Below are 16,672 nucleotides of genomic sequence, written 5' to 3'. Positions count from 1 at the left end.
CTAAGTTGAAGCCACGTGCTAGCTTAAGCGCTAGAACCGCCTTGGACGAATAACTTCTTCTATCGCGCTCAAGCGCCTTGGCGTTTTCACACAGCCAAGACCCGAAGCCGACATCTTCATGTTCTCGGCGCCTCTCTGACTGACAGGCCAAGCGCGTTTGCAGCGGGATGGAACGTGGACGATGCTTAAGTGGCGCTGGTGGCAACTCGAACTCGCGAAGAATACGAACCAATCGGCCATGCCGAAGGAGCGTCTCGACGAGATGGTCCACGATCATCACCTTCGCCGCGCAATACTGGGTAATCTGCGCGACACTCCGCTTGTCCAAGCTCGGTTCGGTAGATGAGCAGCCAACGTGGCGTTGGCGCGGACCTGACGCAGCGCGCGCTGACCGACTACCGACAAAGCCGCGTTTTGAATGTTTTGCCCATTTGCGACCTTCTGGACGAACGACAGCGCGTCCGCTGCATAAGGTGAGGGCGGCAGGATTCTCCCGGCTGCCGCAAAGGCCGCGTCCTGCAGGCGCTTGCCCTGCGCAAGAGCGACCGCCCCATCGAACGCGGCCCGCGCAACGGGGCCGCCCGGCAGTCGGTCGCGCGCCGCAGCCAGCGCGGCTTCGGCGATGTTCTTGCCCTTGGCGAGGTTCAGCGCGACATCGAAAGCGGCCTGGGCAATTGCGCCGCCGGGTAAAGCGCCCCGTGCCGCAGCCAGCACCGCTTCGGTAATCGGCCGGCCTGCTGCCAGCGCATTAGCCGCCCCTAATGCGGCCGCTACCCCAGTGCCGATGCCGGGCACGAAGGGAGCCACCATCTCGGCCAATTTGAGCTGGTCGCGCAGTGCGTCGATTTGGCCGCCTACCGCGCCTTTCAGCGCCGCTCCAAGATTCTCCCCGCGGGCGATCCGTGAACCCGCATCGATCGCGATCGCAGCTGGTCCAAGGCCAAGCCGCGCGGCACCGATGGCAGCACGCGAGATATCGCCGAGAATCGGGATTTTTCCAACAGTGTCGGCGGCCTTGCTAACCGTGCGCGCAACGTCGCCAACGGCGCGGCCGACCGAGCGAATGATCGGGATTTTTCCAACGGTGCCGGCGGCCTTGCTGACCGTGCGCGCAACGTCTCCAACGGCACGGCCGACCGAGTGAATAAGACCGCCAAGGAAATATTCCATCTCCGGGTCATATCGGAACGGTTCGACCCCGACTGCGATTGGTGGCGGCGGGAGTCGCAGGCGCGCAGCGCTCCGCGTTATGGTGGCGTGAGGTCGATGGAAGCTCGCACGGTAGCGCCTATCGTAGGGCGCGAGGGCCGAAACCAGGGGTGGCGCATAGACGTCGGATGCGGCGGCCAATGCGGCTTGAGCCGCTATGCGTGAGGGTGCAATCACAGGTTCTTCCGCCGCGTGCCGCGCTGCCTCGGCCGCCAAGCGGACGAAACGCTGAGCCGCTTCGAACTCCCGTTCCTCCCCCTCGAGGCCCTCGAGTTCAAGCCCCATCGCTCGCGCCGGCGCCGGCCTGGCGAGGCCTTGCCGAGCAATGCTCTTGAGCAAACCGCCGAGCGCGCCCCCCACCGCAGGAGAAAGCGAGCCGCCGGCGCGTCTGGCGGCGTGCGTCAGAATTGCCCCGAGCAGGTGATCGAAATCCGCTTCGCTCCCTACGTCGATCAGACGACCGGCGAATTCGCCTGCCTCGGCCTCGCTGAGCGCGGCGCCGGCATCATCTAGGGAGCGGCGAAGGCGCGCTGGATGCTGCAGTGGACGCGGCACGGTCTGAAAAGTGGGCGCGAGCGCGACACTGGTCATGGCGATGCCTCCGATCTGACCCGCTGTGGATCTGCAATCGACGTGCCAGAGCCGCACATAAGTTGGGAAAGGGCCTCACACTCAATCAGGCGAAGCGCCGACCGCGCCCTCGCCAACTTGAGCGCAAAACAAACTAAGCAAACTTCACCAAGCTGACAACGCTTCGGCCGCCGTCGATACGCATCCGGATGCGGCGTGGCACGACGGCATCTCTGGGCCCAGAATCCTTTTGAGGTCTTGCTCTTGCTCGAAGCGGACGGCCTCTGCAGGCGAAAAGGCTTTCGTCAAGTGCGCAGAAAAACCCGGTGAGGCGAAATCAGCTTCGGCGGTCTGGAATAGAAATCACTTGAGAAACAACACAATCGGTTTGGCACGGTTGTTGAAGAACTACTCTCCACCGACAAGGTGCATCCTTGTTCGACACGGTGAGTCTTTTCAATAAGGAGACCGCAATTATGACCAATCTCGAGACCTTTGAATACAGCCCGGAAATGGAAACGTATGAAGCAGAGTGGGGTGGCGAGGCCGAGGTTTTCAGCGAAGCGGAAACCATGGAGCTGGCGGGCGAAATGCTCGAAATCACCACTGAGGCCGAACTGGATCGATTCCTGGGCGACCTCATCAGCAAAGCGGGACAGGCCGTAGGCACGTTCGTGCGTTCTCCCGTCGGACAAGCGGTGGGCGGATGGTTGAAAGGGGCCGCAAAATCCGCGCTGCCTCTCGCCGGGGGGGCGCTGGGTGGTTTTGTCGGCGGGCCGCTCGGAGCCAAAATCGGCAGCGGCCTCGCTTCGATGGCGGGCAACGCTCTGGGCCTCGAAGCCGAGATGAGTCAGGAGGACCGCGAGTTCGAAGGTGCCAAGAGTTTCGTGAAAATGGCGGCTGATGCCGTGAAGTCTGCGGTCGCCGCGGCCCCCGGCGCCAACCCGGTCGAAGTAGCGAAAGCGGCCGTTAAGGCGGCGGTGAACAAGCACGCCCCTGGGCTCCTTGGTGGCGCGGCCGTTCCTGGACTCATTGCCGGTGCGGCCGGGCCCGCCAGAAAATTCGGCCGCACTGGCCGTTGGGTGCGCCAGGGCAGAAACGTCATCATCGTCAACTGCGGATAGGTGCTTGTGGGTCCAGCGGAGTACGTCATGCGCGACTTCAATCCAAGGCCGAACGTGCGACCGGACGCATTTGAATTTGCTGGTGCAACGGATGGCAGATCCGTTGTGCCTGCCAGACCTCGAAGCCCCTTCAACAACGCTGACGAGATGGGGTTGGCCTTGGAGCTGCTGCAGGTCACAAACGAAGCTGAGCTCGAACGATCCCTGGGTGAGCTCTTTAAGAAAGCATGGAGGGGCATCGAGCCGGTTGAAGCTAAAGTCATTGCGCCTCTCGGGGTCCTCCTCAAGACGGTTGCCAGGAAAGCGCTGCCCTCGGTAGCGACTGGCGCAGGCACGGCCTTCGGCAAACCGAGGGACGATGCGATCGCCGGGAATCTTGGATCGCTTGTAAGCCAAGCATTGGAAGCGGAAGCGGCTGGAATGACGGCCACAGACCGCGACGTAGAACAGTGCCGGCAGTTGCTCGAAAAGTACTTGCGGTTCGTGCGATTTGCCGGGAAGGCCGCTATGGCCGCCGCATCGGCTCCGGCAGGAGTCAATCCCATAGCGGCGGCCAAAAGGAGTCTTGTGGACTCGGCAAATGAAAAACTTGCGCGAAGGCCTGCATCAGCCGGATTAACCGCGACCTTCGCGGAAGGTGTGCCGGCAACCGCAGTGATGAAAGCAGCCCCCGCTGTCGGTCGCGCGGCGGGGCAGACATCTCGAACAAGGGCGAAGGCTCCGGGCGAATGCATCTGCAGCGTTTGCGAGCTGCCGCCCGGGTCCTGCCAGTGCGGGAAGATCGGCCGCAGTGGCCACTGGTTCCGCAGTGGAAGCAGCATCATCGTCAACTGCTAGAGGTTAGAGCGGGCACATCAGCCTTACCGAAACTTCAACAAGACCGTTGAGCAGGACAATAGGAGAACTCCATGCACGACATCGATCGTATTCAACTGGAGACCCAGCCCGAAACCGAAATGTTTGAAGCCGGTCCATTCGAAGCCGAACAATTCGAGTTTGCGCAGACAGGAACACCTTACGGCGAGACTGGTGAAGTGTTCAGCGAGACTGAGCAGATGGAGCTCGCGAGCGAATTGCTTGAAATCACGAGCGAGGCTGAACTCGATCGGTTCTTGGGAGACCTCATTGGCCGTGCAGGCAATGCGATCGGAAAGTTCGTCAAATCACCCGAAGGACAGGCGATCGGCGGCATCCTGAAAGGCGCTGCAAGGCAGGTCCTACCCGGAATCGGTTCAGCAATCGGCGGCTACTTCGGAGGAGAAACGGGAGCAAAACTCGGCGGTGACGTGGCATCCGCGGCCGGCAGAGCCTTCGGTTTGGAGCTCGAGGGGCTGAGCAGCGAGGACCGAGAGTTCGAGGTAGCGAGGCGCTACGTCGGCTTTGCCGGCGAAGCCGTCAAAAATCTGGCGCTGGCTCCTTCTAGTTCGGACCCGAGATCTGCGGCCACTACAGCGGCGGTGGAAGCAGCGAAGACGCATGCTCCGGGTTTGCTGTCGCCTCGCCAGGACGCCTCGCCAACGTCTCGCCAAGCGGGATTTCAACCTCAGACATATTCTGCTTTTCGGACCGGGCACAGCGGCCGCTGGCTGCGCCGCGGCAGCAAGATCGTCTTGTACGGGGTTTGAACGGCCATGAACGCTAGCTCATATGCCCACTGGATGTTGGACCAGGAGGCGCGCGCATTACTGGCACGGCTCGCGCGCGTGAAGCCATTTGTGCTCTCTCAGCCGATGCTCCTGGCCGCGAGTCTTTTGCCCGCGGCCCAGATCGCGATCGAACGTTTTCTCGCCAACGGACGACGCGAGCTGAAGGAGCGGGTTCAGGACTTCCTGGGCTGGCTGCATGCCGAGGGTGCGCAAGCCTCGCCGATGGACGCCCAGCGCCGATTCGTTTTCCTCAAGCTGCGGTTCAACGCTGTCCTCTCGCAGCTCGACCTCTTCCATCAAGTGATTACGCAGCGCAGCGAGAACGAGCTGGGAGTCTGGTTATCCGGTCTCGATGTGGTCGCGGCGGATGCCTTGGCGCTACCGGAGTATTACGAAGCTCCGCCGGTGATCTGCTATCTGGATCGAGGCGTCGGCGGCGCAATAAGACGCGCACGGACCCGCTTGCCCGGCGGTGGGGAGAATCCGGTTGCCGTGATCCGCGTCCCGCGCGAGCGAATGATCGGCAGCGGCATCGCATCATCGCTGATCCACGAGGTAGGCCATCAAGGGGCGGCCCTTCTCGGATTGGTCCCCTCGCTCCGGCTGGTTCTGCAAGCCAAGCAACAAGATGTGAGCAAGGCTTTGGCGTGGCGTCTGTGGGAGCGCTGGATCTCCGAAATCGTTTCCGACTTTTGGTCTGTTGCGCGGGTGGGCGTGGTATCGACCTTGGGGCTTATCGGCCTCGTCAGCCTGCCACGGCCCTTTGTTTTCCGGGTCAACGTCGACGATCCGCATCCAACGCCCTGGATCCGTGTGAAGTTGAGCTGCGCCATCGGCGATGGCCTTTACCCGCATCCGCAGTGGCGAAGAGTGGCGAGTCTTTGGGAGTCCTACTACCCGATTGCCGATCTCGACGACCAGCGCCGGAACCTGCTCGCCCTGCTGCAGGAATGTCTTCCGGAATTCGTCGCGGTCCTCATCAATCATCGCCCGAAGACCTTGCACGGGCGCTCACTCCTTGAAGTGATGAAGATCGAGCAGCGGAATCCCGCCCGGTTAACGGCGCTGTTTGGCGGCTGGACCAAGGCACCGATGCAGATGTATCGCGCGCCACCATCGCTGGTCTTCGCCGCGCTTGGCCAGGCGAAAGCGGATGGTGCTCTGAGCCCCGAAGATGAAAGTGAGCTGCTGGCAAAGCTTCTTAGCTTTTGGGCGATGCGCAGCACGCTCGATACTTCAGCGTACTGTGCGGCAATACCGAGATCACAAGTGCGAGCGTTAGCAGCATAGACGACGACGCCAACATAGGAGGCACGACGATGGCCCAACAGCCCACGCAGCAATGGTCATGCACTGTTTCGACTGACTCCGAGCAAGCCCGTAAGCACGATGAAGTAACATTGGCAGTTACTCTATCGAACACCAAGTTCGATCAGCTTAGCGAGGCGGACAAAGAAACAGTTTATGCGACAGGTTTCGACTACCAATATCACACTGTGAATATGCTACTGCAGGACGCCATTAACAAAGCACCGGGAAGCAACACAAGACAATTTTCCTTCGAGGTCCCGGACCTTAAGGACGCGGACTACGAAATTGATGTCACAGTCAAAGCCAAGGGAGATTGGAAGGGGCAGGGTGACCCCCTCGCCGGTTTGACGCCTCCCAAGTACGACATTAAGCAAAGCACGACGCTCAGCGTCGCGCGGCCGACCGAAATCGAAGCGAGGGTAACCCTGCAGCGCTCATTTGCAGGTCCGACGGATGATCGCGCGCTGTGGACGGCCATTCGTAACCGCACGGCCGCAATCGGGTTCGAGCGCTACAGGAAATTCATCGATTGCGTTTTTTGCGGTGTCCCGATCGATATCAATATGTTGGGCGCAGCCCAGGTCAATTTTCGGCCTATCGACCGGTGCTTGGATCCGATTGATGCTACAGATCGAACGGATAAGAGACAGCTTAGCATCTACGGGCCCTATGCCTACAGCGTCTTGAAGCTCGCGACGCAAGCGTTTCTGACACTCGAAAGCGGCGTCGTCATAAGAGATCCCCCGGGAAAACCGAAGATTTTCGACCTCGAAAAAGAGCGCATCCGCCTCAACGACTTTTCGCTGGAATTAAGTGAGCTCAAGAAGGAGCTAGGGACTTATCTTGGCCCTGCCGACCACTTGCCGTATCTCGATAGGATCGTGACGAACTTGATCACCCTTGATAATGCAGACGTCAAGGAGGTCCTGCCCTATTGCCTCGGAGTCCTGCAACATCGCCTGACTTCCCCAAGCCTCATCGAGCTGATTTGGTCCTATTGGCTTGAAGAGGGGATGCTCGTTCAAACTATGAATGCAATCGCGCGGCGTTTCCAGAACCGGCGCGGTTCACCGAACGACCCATTAGCAGAGCTGGAATTCGATCCGTTGCGACCGCTGAACAATTTGATCTGGGGCTTCATCCAGGACGAATACAATCGGCTGACGGTGCCGCGGCGGGCGCACGAGTACCAACATCACTATGGGCTGTCGCTGCTGGGTAAGGCCGTATCGGATCTCAATCCGGCCGATAGCCGGTCGAAATTCATCGAGGCGTTCCACAATATGCTCTCGGCCTCGGCGCGCTTCTTCAAGGAGGATTCCGACACCACGGTGATTGCCGATGCGTTTCCGTTGCTCAACGCGCTCCAGGAGGTCCATCTCATTTTGGCGGAAGGGGCGCATAATCAGTTCGGCGATCTGACGTGGACCGCCCGCGCCGAAATGATGACGATACAGTGGATGCTGGCGCGACCCGAGATGAAGGAGTTTCTGCGCGGACGCTATATGGTGCCGTACCAGGAGGAATGGATGGGCGCGGTCGACAGCATGAAGAGACTACAGGGTTGGACCGACACCACCGTTACTCATTTCTATGAACTCGCGGTGACCGGCGAACGGGTCTTGCTCTCCATCCGCTACGGCGATTGGTCCGACATCGAAAACATCGAGGATCAGGCAAAAACCTGGGCGCGCTCCTGGAAGCCCGAGATCCAACGCTACATCCATGCCTATCGAACGGTCACCGGAGTAGATCTCGCAGCTGACATCGTCGATACCCGCGATGCAGCAACGCGGTACGTTCAGCCTTCGGTGCTGCTCAAGCGCAGGCTCGTGGAGCAGATTTCGGCGATGTCGCGCCCCTCGAACGGTCCCGGCCTCGTCGCAGCGAGGGTGTCGGGCTCCACCGCATTGCCCAAGCCCGGACGCCCCGAATTGCCAGCGTACAGAAAGGAAACCTAAGTCGAGGCGGCCATGATGATGCTCGACTTCACATCAGTGCTCTACTTGGGCTTTCGTCATGCCCATCACACGCTGCGGCCATGGGCCCAGCTCACGACGGGCCGGCCGGCGGCGCTCGAGCCGCCGCCGGAGGCCGAGCGCGTGGCACAAGATCTGGCGCAACTGCTGCGCTGTAAAGGGGCGGTGCTCGCTCCCTCGACGCTTCACGTTTACTGGGATCTATTCGACCTCCTGGCGAGAGACCGCGTCGCAATCTACGTCGATGCGGGGACCTATCCAATCGCTCGTTGGGGCATCGAGCGGGCGGCCGCGAAGGGAGTGCGGACAGCGACGTTTCCGACGCATGATTCAGCCGCGCTAGAATATCTTCTGCATCGGGACCGGCAGGAGGGGTATCGTCCTGTTGTCGTGACGGATGGATTTTGCCCCGAGTCCGGTCGGACGGCGCCGTTGCCGGACTATTTGAGGCTAGTTCGGAAGCGGAACGGAAATCTCGTCGTTGATGACACGCAAGCCCTCGGAATCCTGGGAAAAGATCCCGCGCAGGACGCTCCTTACGGCTGGGGCGGCAGTGGAACACCGGCCTGGTATGGGGTCGCAGGACCGGAGCTAATCATGGGAAGCTCTTTGGCGAAGGGCTTCGGCGCGCCAGTGGCGGTCATCGCCGGCAACGCCAAGCTGATTACAAAATTCGTGGATCTCAGCGCGACCAGGGTTCACACCAGCCCGCCGTCCCTCGCCGTTATCAGCGCAGCTCAGGGGGCTCTCGCCGTCAATGAGAAGCGAGGCGACCTGCTACGCATTCGTCTCGTGAAACTCGTGCGGTACTTCAGAGAGGGGCTGCGTCAGATCGGTCTTTCGGCGTTGGGTGGCTTGTTCCCCTTTCAAACATTGAGGGCCATTCCGGGCATCGATCCACGGCACCTCTACCGCGAATTGATGAGTTGCGGTGTGAGAGCCGTGTTGCGTTCGACACGACACATGCCCAACGGCGCCCTCAGCTTCCTGATCACCGTATTGCACACTCGGTCTGACATCGGCCGCTGCGTGGACGCGTTGCAGCACTCATGCGTGCTGGTGCGCCATCAGGATGGAAAACGAGATCACGCGTTCGATAGAGAAGGTTCCGACGTCGTTGCCTACACGTGATAAGCAGTGGGAGGCCAACCATGAGCGGCGAATTCAATTTCGAGGTCATGCCCTTTGAAGCGTATGACGGATTTCGAACGCTGGCCTCAGAGCAGAGCGGCTTCGAGATGGAGGAGGAATTCGGCCGCCGGGGTTCCCGCGTGCGCCGAGTATTCCCGCGCGCACCGCGAGTTATGTCCGGCCGGTCGGCAAGGCCGTCGATTTTCCCGTTCAAAGGATCCAAGAAACCGCCGGTTCGCAAGCCGCGTCTTACGCTACCCCGGTGGCCTTGGGGTGTGGCCGTCGAGCCCTATGGTGTCGCCGTCGCGCCATACCCCGCCGAACCCCCACCGGCTGGCTCGGAGTACATGCGCTGGGTGCAAAGCGCGCTGAATGATGTGCTCGGCTTGCGGCTGCCGCTGGATGGGATCGCGGATTCGGCGACACGCAGTGCCATTCGCAGCTTTCAACGGCGTGAGGGGCTTCCCGTCGATGGCGCTGTCGGCCCCGATACCGAGCGTGCGTTGATCTCAGCAAGAGGTGGAGCCTCGCCCCGTGATGGAGCGCCGACTCCAACCGGGCCGGGCATGCCCGAGCCTGTCGAGCAGATCAACGCGCCGCAGGCGGCAGGCGCGACCGGCCCGTCCGAGCCGACCGCGACATTACCCGCTGCAGAATTCGAGTGGGGCGGCTTCGAACAGGAGCTCGACGCCACGCGAGAGATCGCTGAACGCGCCCACACTCTTGCGCCACCCACCTCACGCATCAGGATCAGTGAGCGCGAAGTCCGAGCGACGCTCGCCATGGCGGCGACGAAGGTCCCGGGTCTCGGCATCACCATCGAGGAGCTGCTTGTCCGGCATCAGGCGGAGGCGCGGGGAATTCCCATCGAGGTGCTTCTGGCTTTCATCCATTTCGAGGCAGGCCGTCTCTTTGATGACGCCACCGCAGGCAAATGGAGTGAGAAGCATCAGAAGTATATCCCGTCGTTCTATGAGCTCGGGGTGTTTCAGACCCCCGCCGGCGACCATGGCTGTACCAACGAGGCCGGTGTCAAGACATGCATGTTTAGGCCGCCGGGCCGCAACGTTGAGAATAGCCCGTTCGGCAAAGGCTGGAGGCATCTCGCCGGCGTCTACCCGACGGAAAGCAACTGGAGAGATCCCACGATGCAAGTTCGCGTTGGATTGTGGGATCTCAACAGCGCGGCGGACCGCGTCCATGCGGCGTTCGCCGCCTTGTTTCCATCCAGGCGGTCCGAATGGTTCTTGCGCATGGCAGTACTCTATTCCTTCGCTGCCGGGGCGGGGGCTGCCCGCTTCTTCCTGCGCAAATTCAAGAACGAGCTCCTGGCTCTGCCGGAGGCTCAACGCTGGGATTTCCTGTGCGGCAAGAACGTCGGAACCTTCCATTTCAATCCCGAGAACATCGACAAGAAGATGGCGTTGGCGGCAAAGCTCCGCGCCGTTCGCGGCACCGCCATCGCTCAAACGCCTGGAGGGACGCGATGAACAGGTTGTTGAGTTTCAATCCTGAACCTTTTGAAACCAGTTTTGAGGTCGAAGGTGCATTCGAACTCGATGGTGCGCCGGAGTTGGAAGCCGAGTGGGAAACGACCCGATTCGCCAGACCGCGAACACGCGTTCTATCGCGGCCGGCTTCACTCCTCGCGAGGGCCCCATCGGCTCCTCCGGTTGTCGACAGCCAGGCGCTCCGGCAGCGGATCGTGGGTGTCGCCACTCAGGAGCTGGCGCGCTGGAACAATGGCACTATCAAGGAAACCGATCCAAGGCTTCGCAAGACGCTGCAAGACTATTGGAAAACCGGCGCAGGGGTGAGTTACAGCGAGGATCAGCTAGGTGATCCCGCATTTCAAAACGCCCACCCGTGGAGCGCTGCCTTTATATCCTGGGTCATGAAGTCGGCAGGCGCCGGCGATGCCTTCAAGTACAGCGCCTCGCACGCTGTTTACACCCGCGCGGCGAAAGATAACCGCATCGCCAACAACAATAATCCCTTCAAGGCCTACCGTATCACCGAGCTGGCACCGCAGGTCGGTGATCTCGTTTGCAAGAGCCGGTCCGGCAGCGGGGCGACCTATGACAACATCAGACCAGGGATGAAGACCCATTGCGATATCGTGACCGAGGTTCGACCACGGGGCATCATGACCGTCGGCGGCAACGTCCGCAATTCTGTGGCGCAGAAAACATTGCGAACCGACGCAAATGGCGGCATCGCGGAGCCGAATTATTTCGCCGTGATCCGCATCAACGGCCAGCAACCATCCCCCTCGCCGACACCAGCGCCGACACCAGCGCCGCCCGTATCCGTGGCGCCGCGCCTGTTGCGACAAGAGTCGACTCCGCCTGGGACCACGCTCTACCTCGAAATCGATCTGAAAATCGTCGACAAGTTTGGAATTACCGCACCTCCGGTAACCGGTGTCTTCATTCCGGACGGCTACGCGCCGGGCGCGGCGGTGGATCTGATCCTCTATCTGCATGGTTTCAAGGCCGACGCCATCAAGCGACAGGCGATCGACCAATATTGGAATAGTCAGCGGTTCCCCTATGGGGCATTCCGCGAGGGCGTCAACGCCAGTGCGCGCAATGTGATCCTAGTGGCTCCCACGCTGGGTTCCCACTCGGAGGCCGGAACTCTGCTGAATCCCGGCGGTCTCGATTCCTACGTCGAGCAGGTGCTGGCGGCCTTGCGCACCTACCGTCCGCAAAGTCGCGTCGGCGCGCCACCCACCCTCGGCAATCTCGTTCTCGCCTGCCATAGCGGCGGCGGACTCCCGATGCGGCAATTGGCCGGAGGTCAGAATCGAGTCCTGGTCCGCATCCGCGAATGCTGGGGCTTCGACTGCACCTACAACCGCGGCGATGATGCTTTTTGGGCCGGGTGGGCGCGGGCTCGACCGAACGCCAAGGTTTACATCTACTACATTGCCGGATCACCAACCGCGCCGCTCGCGGTAAGCTTGCGCAATATGCGGGTTCCTAATGCCATCGTCCAGCCAGCGAAGGACAACCGGCACAACTATGTGCCTATGACCCACTGGCAAGAGCGTTTACAGGGTACAAGTTTCCTTGGGTCAAGGTCGGGCCGTTCAACTCCGCCGGTCCCGCCGCCCAGTCCCAGGAAAATACCCGGACCCGTCCCGCCGCCCGGTCCCTTCGTTCCGCCGGGCTACGTACCCAGTTCGACTCGCGTGAGGTTTGAACAGGCGGTTGTTCGCGACGATTGGCGTCAAGCCTTCCTCAATCTCAACGGTCTCAACATGTACGAAATGCTGCGCGCGTTGGACGGGCTTTCCCCGGATCGGCGCGACGCGCTGGTGGGCCAGCGGCAAGCCTTCCACGACATGGTGAACATGCCGCGGATCGGGTATGCGATGGCAGTGGTCCGAACTGGTCGGTTGCCCGCCATGGCGCCCGGCGATCTCGATGCTACTGGGCAAGTTCAGACGGCGGCGGAGTTTATTCAGGAACGCCAGTCACGACAGAACGATATCCGCCGCATGACCAAGAAGGAGTTCATTGAGTTCGTCGGCAAAAATGCCCAGTGCGCCATGGCGGCGACCGGCGTGCCCGCGTCCGTGACGGTTGCGCAGGCCATCGTCGAGACTGGCTGGGGAAAGCACACGATCGGCGAGGCAAAGAACTTGTTCGGCATCAAAGGGCGTGGCCCGTTGGGCTCCGTTCGTGCCCGAACCCGTGAATTCATCAAAGGCAAGGATGTCTTCGTCGAAGCTGATTTCGCCAAATACGAGAGCTTCGAGCAGAGCATCACCGAGCATGCACGGTTTTTCCTGCGCAACCGTCGCTTTGCCCGCGCTCTGCAATTCAAGGACGATCCCGACGCATTCGCGCGAGAGATCCACAAGGCTGGGTACGCCACCGATCCGCACTACGCGGACGTACTGATCAAGTACATGCGCGATTACAATTTGTATCGGTTTGATCAACGGCTGACTTACGAGGTATCGGCTTGAAAGTAGCCCTACTGCGAGGACGAGAGGAACCAGCAGCGGCGAGGGCAGCGCATTCCATCTTGAAATTGGGGCCTCAAAAATGAGTTCCTCCAGATAGGCTCCCGCCTGTGCTCGCAGCAATCGGCAGCGCTTTGAGGGCGAGCGCACTGCTGCTGGCGGCATGGCCTGCCTCAGCGCGCGACCTCAGCATGCCGGCGACACGGCCCCCCATCGGCCTGGAGCATCGCGACGTCTCGCAGCCCGATCATCTGCGCTGACCGATGGCGCGGTCCGCCACGAGCGGCCACGGTTCTCTCGATGCATCCGGAGCCGACTTCATGATCATAGACAGTCACTGCCATGCTGGCAAAGGCGACGGGCTGACCGGACCGTGGGATACCCCCGCGCCGCTGGACAAATATCGGCTTCGCGCCGCGCACGCTGGGATAACGCAAACCGTGCTCTTCGCCGCGTTTCATTCCGATTATGCGCTCGCTAACCGGGAGGTTGCGCGCATCGTCTCCGGTCGCCCGGATCGATTCTTTGGATTTCCTTCGTCAATGCTCTTCATGACCGATGACGCGTCCAAAGATTAGTTTGTCAGTCAGTCAAGGAATTCGGCTTTGTTGGAATCAAGGTCCATCGCCACGACGCACCCATTAGCCGAAAGTGTGTGAGGCCGCGTAGGAATTTTCGTTGCCCGTTTATACGATGTCAAGGGCGCGGTATCTGTATTGCTGGCCGAGGGATATTTCGGACTTCATCATTCCTCATTTGGGCAGCTTCGCCGACGATTCGCAGGCGCAGTTCGCGTTGATCGATCACTTGGTGCGACATCCCAACATTTACACCGATACAGCAGGCGTTCGCAGACTTGACATATTGGAGCAGGCCATTCGGCTGGCGGGCGCGCGAAAAATCTTGTACGGCTCCGACGGAGCATGGGTGCATCCAGGGATAGAGCTGGCGAAGGTGCGGGCACCGGCGCTATCGAGAGAAGCGATGAGAGTTTGGTCCTCGGCGACAATTTTCTGCGCTTGATCGAAAGAGCTGGCCGCTCCGGCCAGGCCAGGAACGAGTACAGTCTGTGTTCCGCTCCGGAGCGCAAATTGGCGGCTCAAATGACGGCGAGAGGCGATCCGTGGCTTCAAGATGAAGTACCTCGCTAACTGAGCCCTTGGAGCGCTTTAAAACGAAGTGGATACCATTTCGCGCAAAGAAAACTTGTTAGAGCGCGTTATTCCATTCAAAGCGAACGCGCTCTTGCGCAATCATGAACGCGCTTCGTCCGGTCGTGATTCGGCGCGACGCGAGCTTAGAATTCCTTGCGCTGTGCGCGCCGGATCTGCAGCGCCCGATCCGTAACGCCAAGGCGTCGTGCAGCCCGTTGAAGACTTCCGTCTTCCACCTCGGTCGCGTATTGAATAGCAATTTCCTCGGCAGCACGGCCGATTTCCTTGAGCCCGGCACCGAGAAAAACAGCTCGCTGGACCGGTTGCTTGAATTGGGAATCCAACCAAACCATCTGGTTCGATTGACAAGCTGGACGCTCATCCGACGGAACGTAACCAATTGTAATGGTCCCGTCTCCTGCGCATCGGCACATCAGCCTGGACACAACCTGCTGCAGCTCGCGCACATTCCCGGGATACTCTCGTCGCAGGAGGTATTCACGTATGCCAGGGTCAAGATGAGGCACTTTGTGGCTCGGATCAACTTGACGAAAAAAAATGTTCAGCCAGCGGAATGATATCCTCGATCCGTTCGCGAAGCGGAGGCAATTTGCATATGAAACTCGCGATGCGATGAAAGAGATCAGCGCGAAACTCACCGCGAGTTACCATTTCCAAGAGGTTGCGATTGGTAGCACAAACCAAGCGAAACTCGGTTCGGTGCCATGTGCTCCCGCCTACACGCTTATAGCTGCGTTCTTGAATGACACGCAGCAATTGTGCTTGGAGGGGCAACGGCAATTCCCCCACTTCGTCGAGAAACAAGGTGCCGCCGTTTGCCAACGCGAACGCCCCAGGCCGCTCCGACAACGCACCCGTGAATGCCCCGCGCTCATGCCCAAAGAATTCACTGCCAGACAGCTCGGATACAATGGCGGAACAATCCAAAACCACGAGCTCGCGTTTGTTCGGTCGCGAATCGAGCTGATGAATGAGCCGAGCGGCGACTTCCTTGCCCGTACCAGTCTCCCCGAGAATAAGCACACTCGTATCACTAAATCTCGCGATCTCGGATATCCTTCGCAACGTGGCAAGCCAAACCGGGCTTTCGGCGACGACGCCAGCGGCGCAAGCCCCTGCCAGCAGTTGCTCGATGGAAATCCAGCGTTCCAATCTAGCCTTTACTTGTCGAACAACATGATCCAGATCCGACCAGACCAATACATCTGAAGCACCCGCCTGAAGAAGTTCCCAGCCTCTTTCTCCGTTCCGCAATGCTTCGAGTTTCGCGATGGCAATTATGCGCTGGCGACCGGCACAACTAACGAATTGAAGAAAGTCTCGCAGTCGGCCCGTGATTTCGTCGAAGATACATATTCCGGGTCCGCTCGGTCTATCCTGGTCGAGAGGCGCGGTCTCGATGTCATGCTTTACCAGAGCTTTTGCAAGCAGGCTTTTTTCCTGCTCAGAAGCGTCTCCCCAATAATGCACCCAGCAGCCGATGCCCATCATCTGCCTCTCGATGATAGTCAGTCCAGCTTACGTCGATCATTGCGCAATCATCAAATCAGTGCCCGTTGCTTGCTGTGTTAAGCTTCGTCGCATGAGCCTCGATCACGGCTCGACCGAGACACCGATCGTGGGCCACAGCTGGCCACAACAGTCCTTCCCAACTTATTCATTGATTTGAATCGCGGTCCCGGCGCGGGTTGAGAAGCAGTAATGGAAGACGGCCCAGATATGAGCATCTGCAATCTAATCGGCAGGGCCGTCATATCGGCTCAGCGGTACCCGCATTCGCGATCGGCGACAACTGGAAGTTTAGCCTAGATTTTCACGGAACGAAATTCGCTTCACCCAAGTTCCCTAATTTTTTTTGAGAAAGTGTTCGCCGCGGGCTCTGGCCCGGCAGTCGTAACACTGCTGCTCGCGCCAAGAGATGCCCAAACCGATTGTACAGCCGATAGTGCGCACGCTTTAGGAAATTCAAATTGGCGGCGCACCACCGGCATTCGTGGGTTGCAAGAAGATTTCGACGGTCCAGTAGATGCGGTCTTGCATCAATGTATCCGGCCTCTGCTTGGAGCGCAGTGCTCCGGGCCATCATGGATATCAGTGCGCATGTGATCTGATTAGCGGACAGGCCTCGACCGGGCCATTTGGGTCACCAGTGTTCGCATGCGCCGGGAAGACCGATCCTCCATCGTCGTCTCATCCTCTCGCAGACCTCGGCAGGTAAGGGTGTTGTTACGTCATCGATAGCTCCTCACTTCGCGCGGTTCCTTTGTTCGTGCCTGGCTGTCGTTCCTTCGTGCCGGCCTACGCGCGCAGACGCGCCGCGCACGGCGCGAGGATCAAGCAGATGACACCGTCTTGACCGTTTTGACGCACGCGAAGGCGCGTCCCTTGTTGAGGACCGCCCAAGCGATCCGGGCGAGCTTGTTGGCGAGCGCAATCGCCAGCACGTTGTGGTGCAGCCGCTTCTTGGCGGCTTCGATCCACGAGTTGAGGCCATAGCGCTCCCAACACCTGACCTTGACCAGCACAACCCACGCGGCTTGCACGAACAGCG

The 16,672-nt window shown here is 60.1% G+C and carries 14 protein-coding genes and 2 pseudogenes; 11 read left to right on the top strand and 5 right to left on the bottom strand.

Going from position 1 to position 16,672, the window contains the following annotated elements:
• Positions 1-271, bottom strand: a 271-nt coding sequence (locus AC629_RS47750; protein WP_210419075.1) for a hypothetical protein, incomplete at its 3' end; no start/stop codon positions are given.
• A gap of 5 nt (positions 272-276) precedes the next feature.
• Positions 277-1,800 (bottom strand): hypothetical protein, encoded by a 1,524-nt coding sequence (locus tag AC629_RS45470; RefSeq protein WP_143199297.1) that lies wholly within the window; start codon positions 1,798-1,800, stop codon positions 277-279.
• A 455-nt stretch (positions 1,801-2,255) separates the two neighbouring features.
• Between AC629_RS45470 and AC629_RS20470 the strand changes: the two genes are divergently transcribed.
• From AC629_RS20470 to AC629_RS47740, 11 genes and pseudogenes are all read left to right on the top strand, one after another.
• The gene (locus tag AC629_RS20470) at positions 2,256-2,903 is read left to right on the top strand and encodes a hypothetical protein (RefSeq protein WP_084806817.1); all 648 of its coding nucleotides are present in this window, start codon (positions 2,256-2,258) and stop codon (positions 2,901-2,903) included.
• Positions 2,904-2,930: 27 nt separating this feature from the next.
• Entirely contained in the window at positions 2,931-3,740 is an 810-nt protein-coding gene (locus AC629_RS20465; RefSeq protein WP_143199296.1) for a hypothetical protein, read from the top strand.
• 71 nt (positions 3,741-3,811) lie between these two features.
• Positions 3,812-4,528, top strand: coding sequence for a hypothetical protein (locus tag AC629_RS20460; RefSeq protein ID WP_084806812.1), 717 nt, complete (start codon positions 3,812-3,814; stop codon positions 4,526-4,528).
• 33 nt (positions 4,529-4,561) lie between these two features.
• Positions 4,562-5,839, top strand: a complete 1,278-nt coding sequence (locus AC629_RS20455; protein ID WP_210419074.1) for a hypothetical protein — start codon at positions 4,562-4,564, stop codon at positions 5,837-5,839.
• Between the two features lie 29 nt (positions 5,840-5,868).
• Positions 5,869-7,821 (top strand): hypothetical protein, encoded by a 1,953-nt coding sequence (locus AC629_RS20450; protein WP_143199295.1) that lies wholly within the window; start codon positions 5,869-5,871, stop codon positions 7,819-7,821.
• A gap of 12 nt (positions 7,822-7,833) precedes the next feature.
• Entirely contained in the window at positions 7,834-8,970 is a 1,137-nt protein-coding gene (locus AC629_RS20445; protein ID WP_210419073.1) for an aminotransferase class I/II-fold pyridoxal phosphate-dependent enzyme, read from the top strand.
• 20 nt (positions 8,971-8,990) lie between these two features.
• A pseudogene (locus AC629_RS50630) lies at positions 8,991-9,464 on the top strand (peptidoglycan-binding domain-containing protein); the annotation flags it as partial.
• A 72-nt stretch (positions 9,465-9,536) separates the two neighbouring features.
• Positions 9,537-10,460: a hypothetical protein gene (locus tag AC629_RS20440; protein WP_245331932.1), complete on the top strand. Its 924-nt coding sequence runs from the start codon at positions 9,537-9,539 to the stop codon at positions 10,458-10,460.
• Positions 10,457-12,949, top strand: coding sequence for a DUF2272 domain-containing protein (locus AC629_RS20435; RefSeq protein ID WP_168195539.1), 2,493 nt, complete (start codon positions 10,457-10,459; stop codon positions 12,947-12,949). Before AC629_RS20440 ends, AC629_RS20435 begins: the two co-directional genes overlap by 4 nt.
• A gap of 317 nt (positions 12,950-13,266) precedes the next feature.
• The gene (locus tag AC629_RS47745) at positions 13,267-13,524 is read left to right on the top strand and encodes an amidohydrolase family protein (RefSeq protein ID WP_210419072.1); all 258 of its coding nucleotides are present in this window, start codon (positions 13,267-13,269) and stop codon (positions 13,522-13,524) included.
• A gap of 100 nt (positions 13,525-13,624) precedes the next feature.
• The gene (locus AC629_RS47740) at positions 13,625-13,969 is read left to right on the top strand and encodes an amidohydrolase family protein (protein ID WP_210419071.1); all 345 of its coding nucleotides are present in this window, start codon (positions 13,625-13,627) and stop codon (positions 13,967-13,969) included.
• Positions 13,970-14,243: 274 nt separating this feature from the next.
• Here the strand turns inward: AC629_RS47740 and AC629_RS50625 are convergent, their stop codons facing one another.
• From AC629_RS50625 to AC629_RS20420, 3 genes and pseudogenes are all read right to left on the bottom strand, one after another.
• Entirely contained in the window at positions 14,244-14,627 is a 384-nt protein-coding gene (locus AC629_RS50625) for an AAA-type ATPase lid domain-containing protein (RefSeq protein ID WP_502693037.1), read from the bottom strand.
• A gap of 13 nt (positions 14,628-14,640) precedes the next feature.
• On the bottom strand, positions 14,641-15,612 hold the full coding sequence (locus tag AC629_RS20425) for a sigma-54-dependent transcriptional regulator (RefSeq protein WP_143199293.1): 972 nt from the start codon (positions 15,610-15,612) through the stop codon (positions 14,641-14,643).
• A gap of 842 nt (positions 15,613-16,454) precedes the next feature.
• Positions 16,455-16,672 (bottom strand): annotated as a pseudogene (locus AC629_RS20420) (IS110 family transposase); the annotation flags it as partial.

This window comes from Bradyrhizobium sp. NAS80.1, assembly GCF_001908205.1.
GTDB lineage: Bacteria > Pseudomonadota > Alphaproteobacteria > Rhizobiales > Xanthobacteraceae > Bradyrhizobium.
The sequence above is the reverse complement of the archived record's forward strand: the minus strand, read 5'-3'. Positions and strand labels throughout refer to the sequence as shown.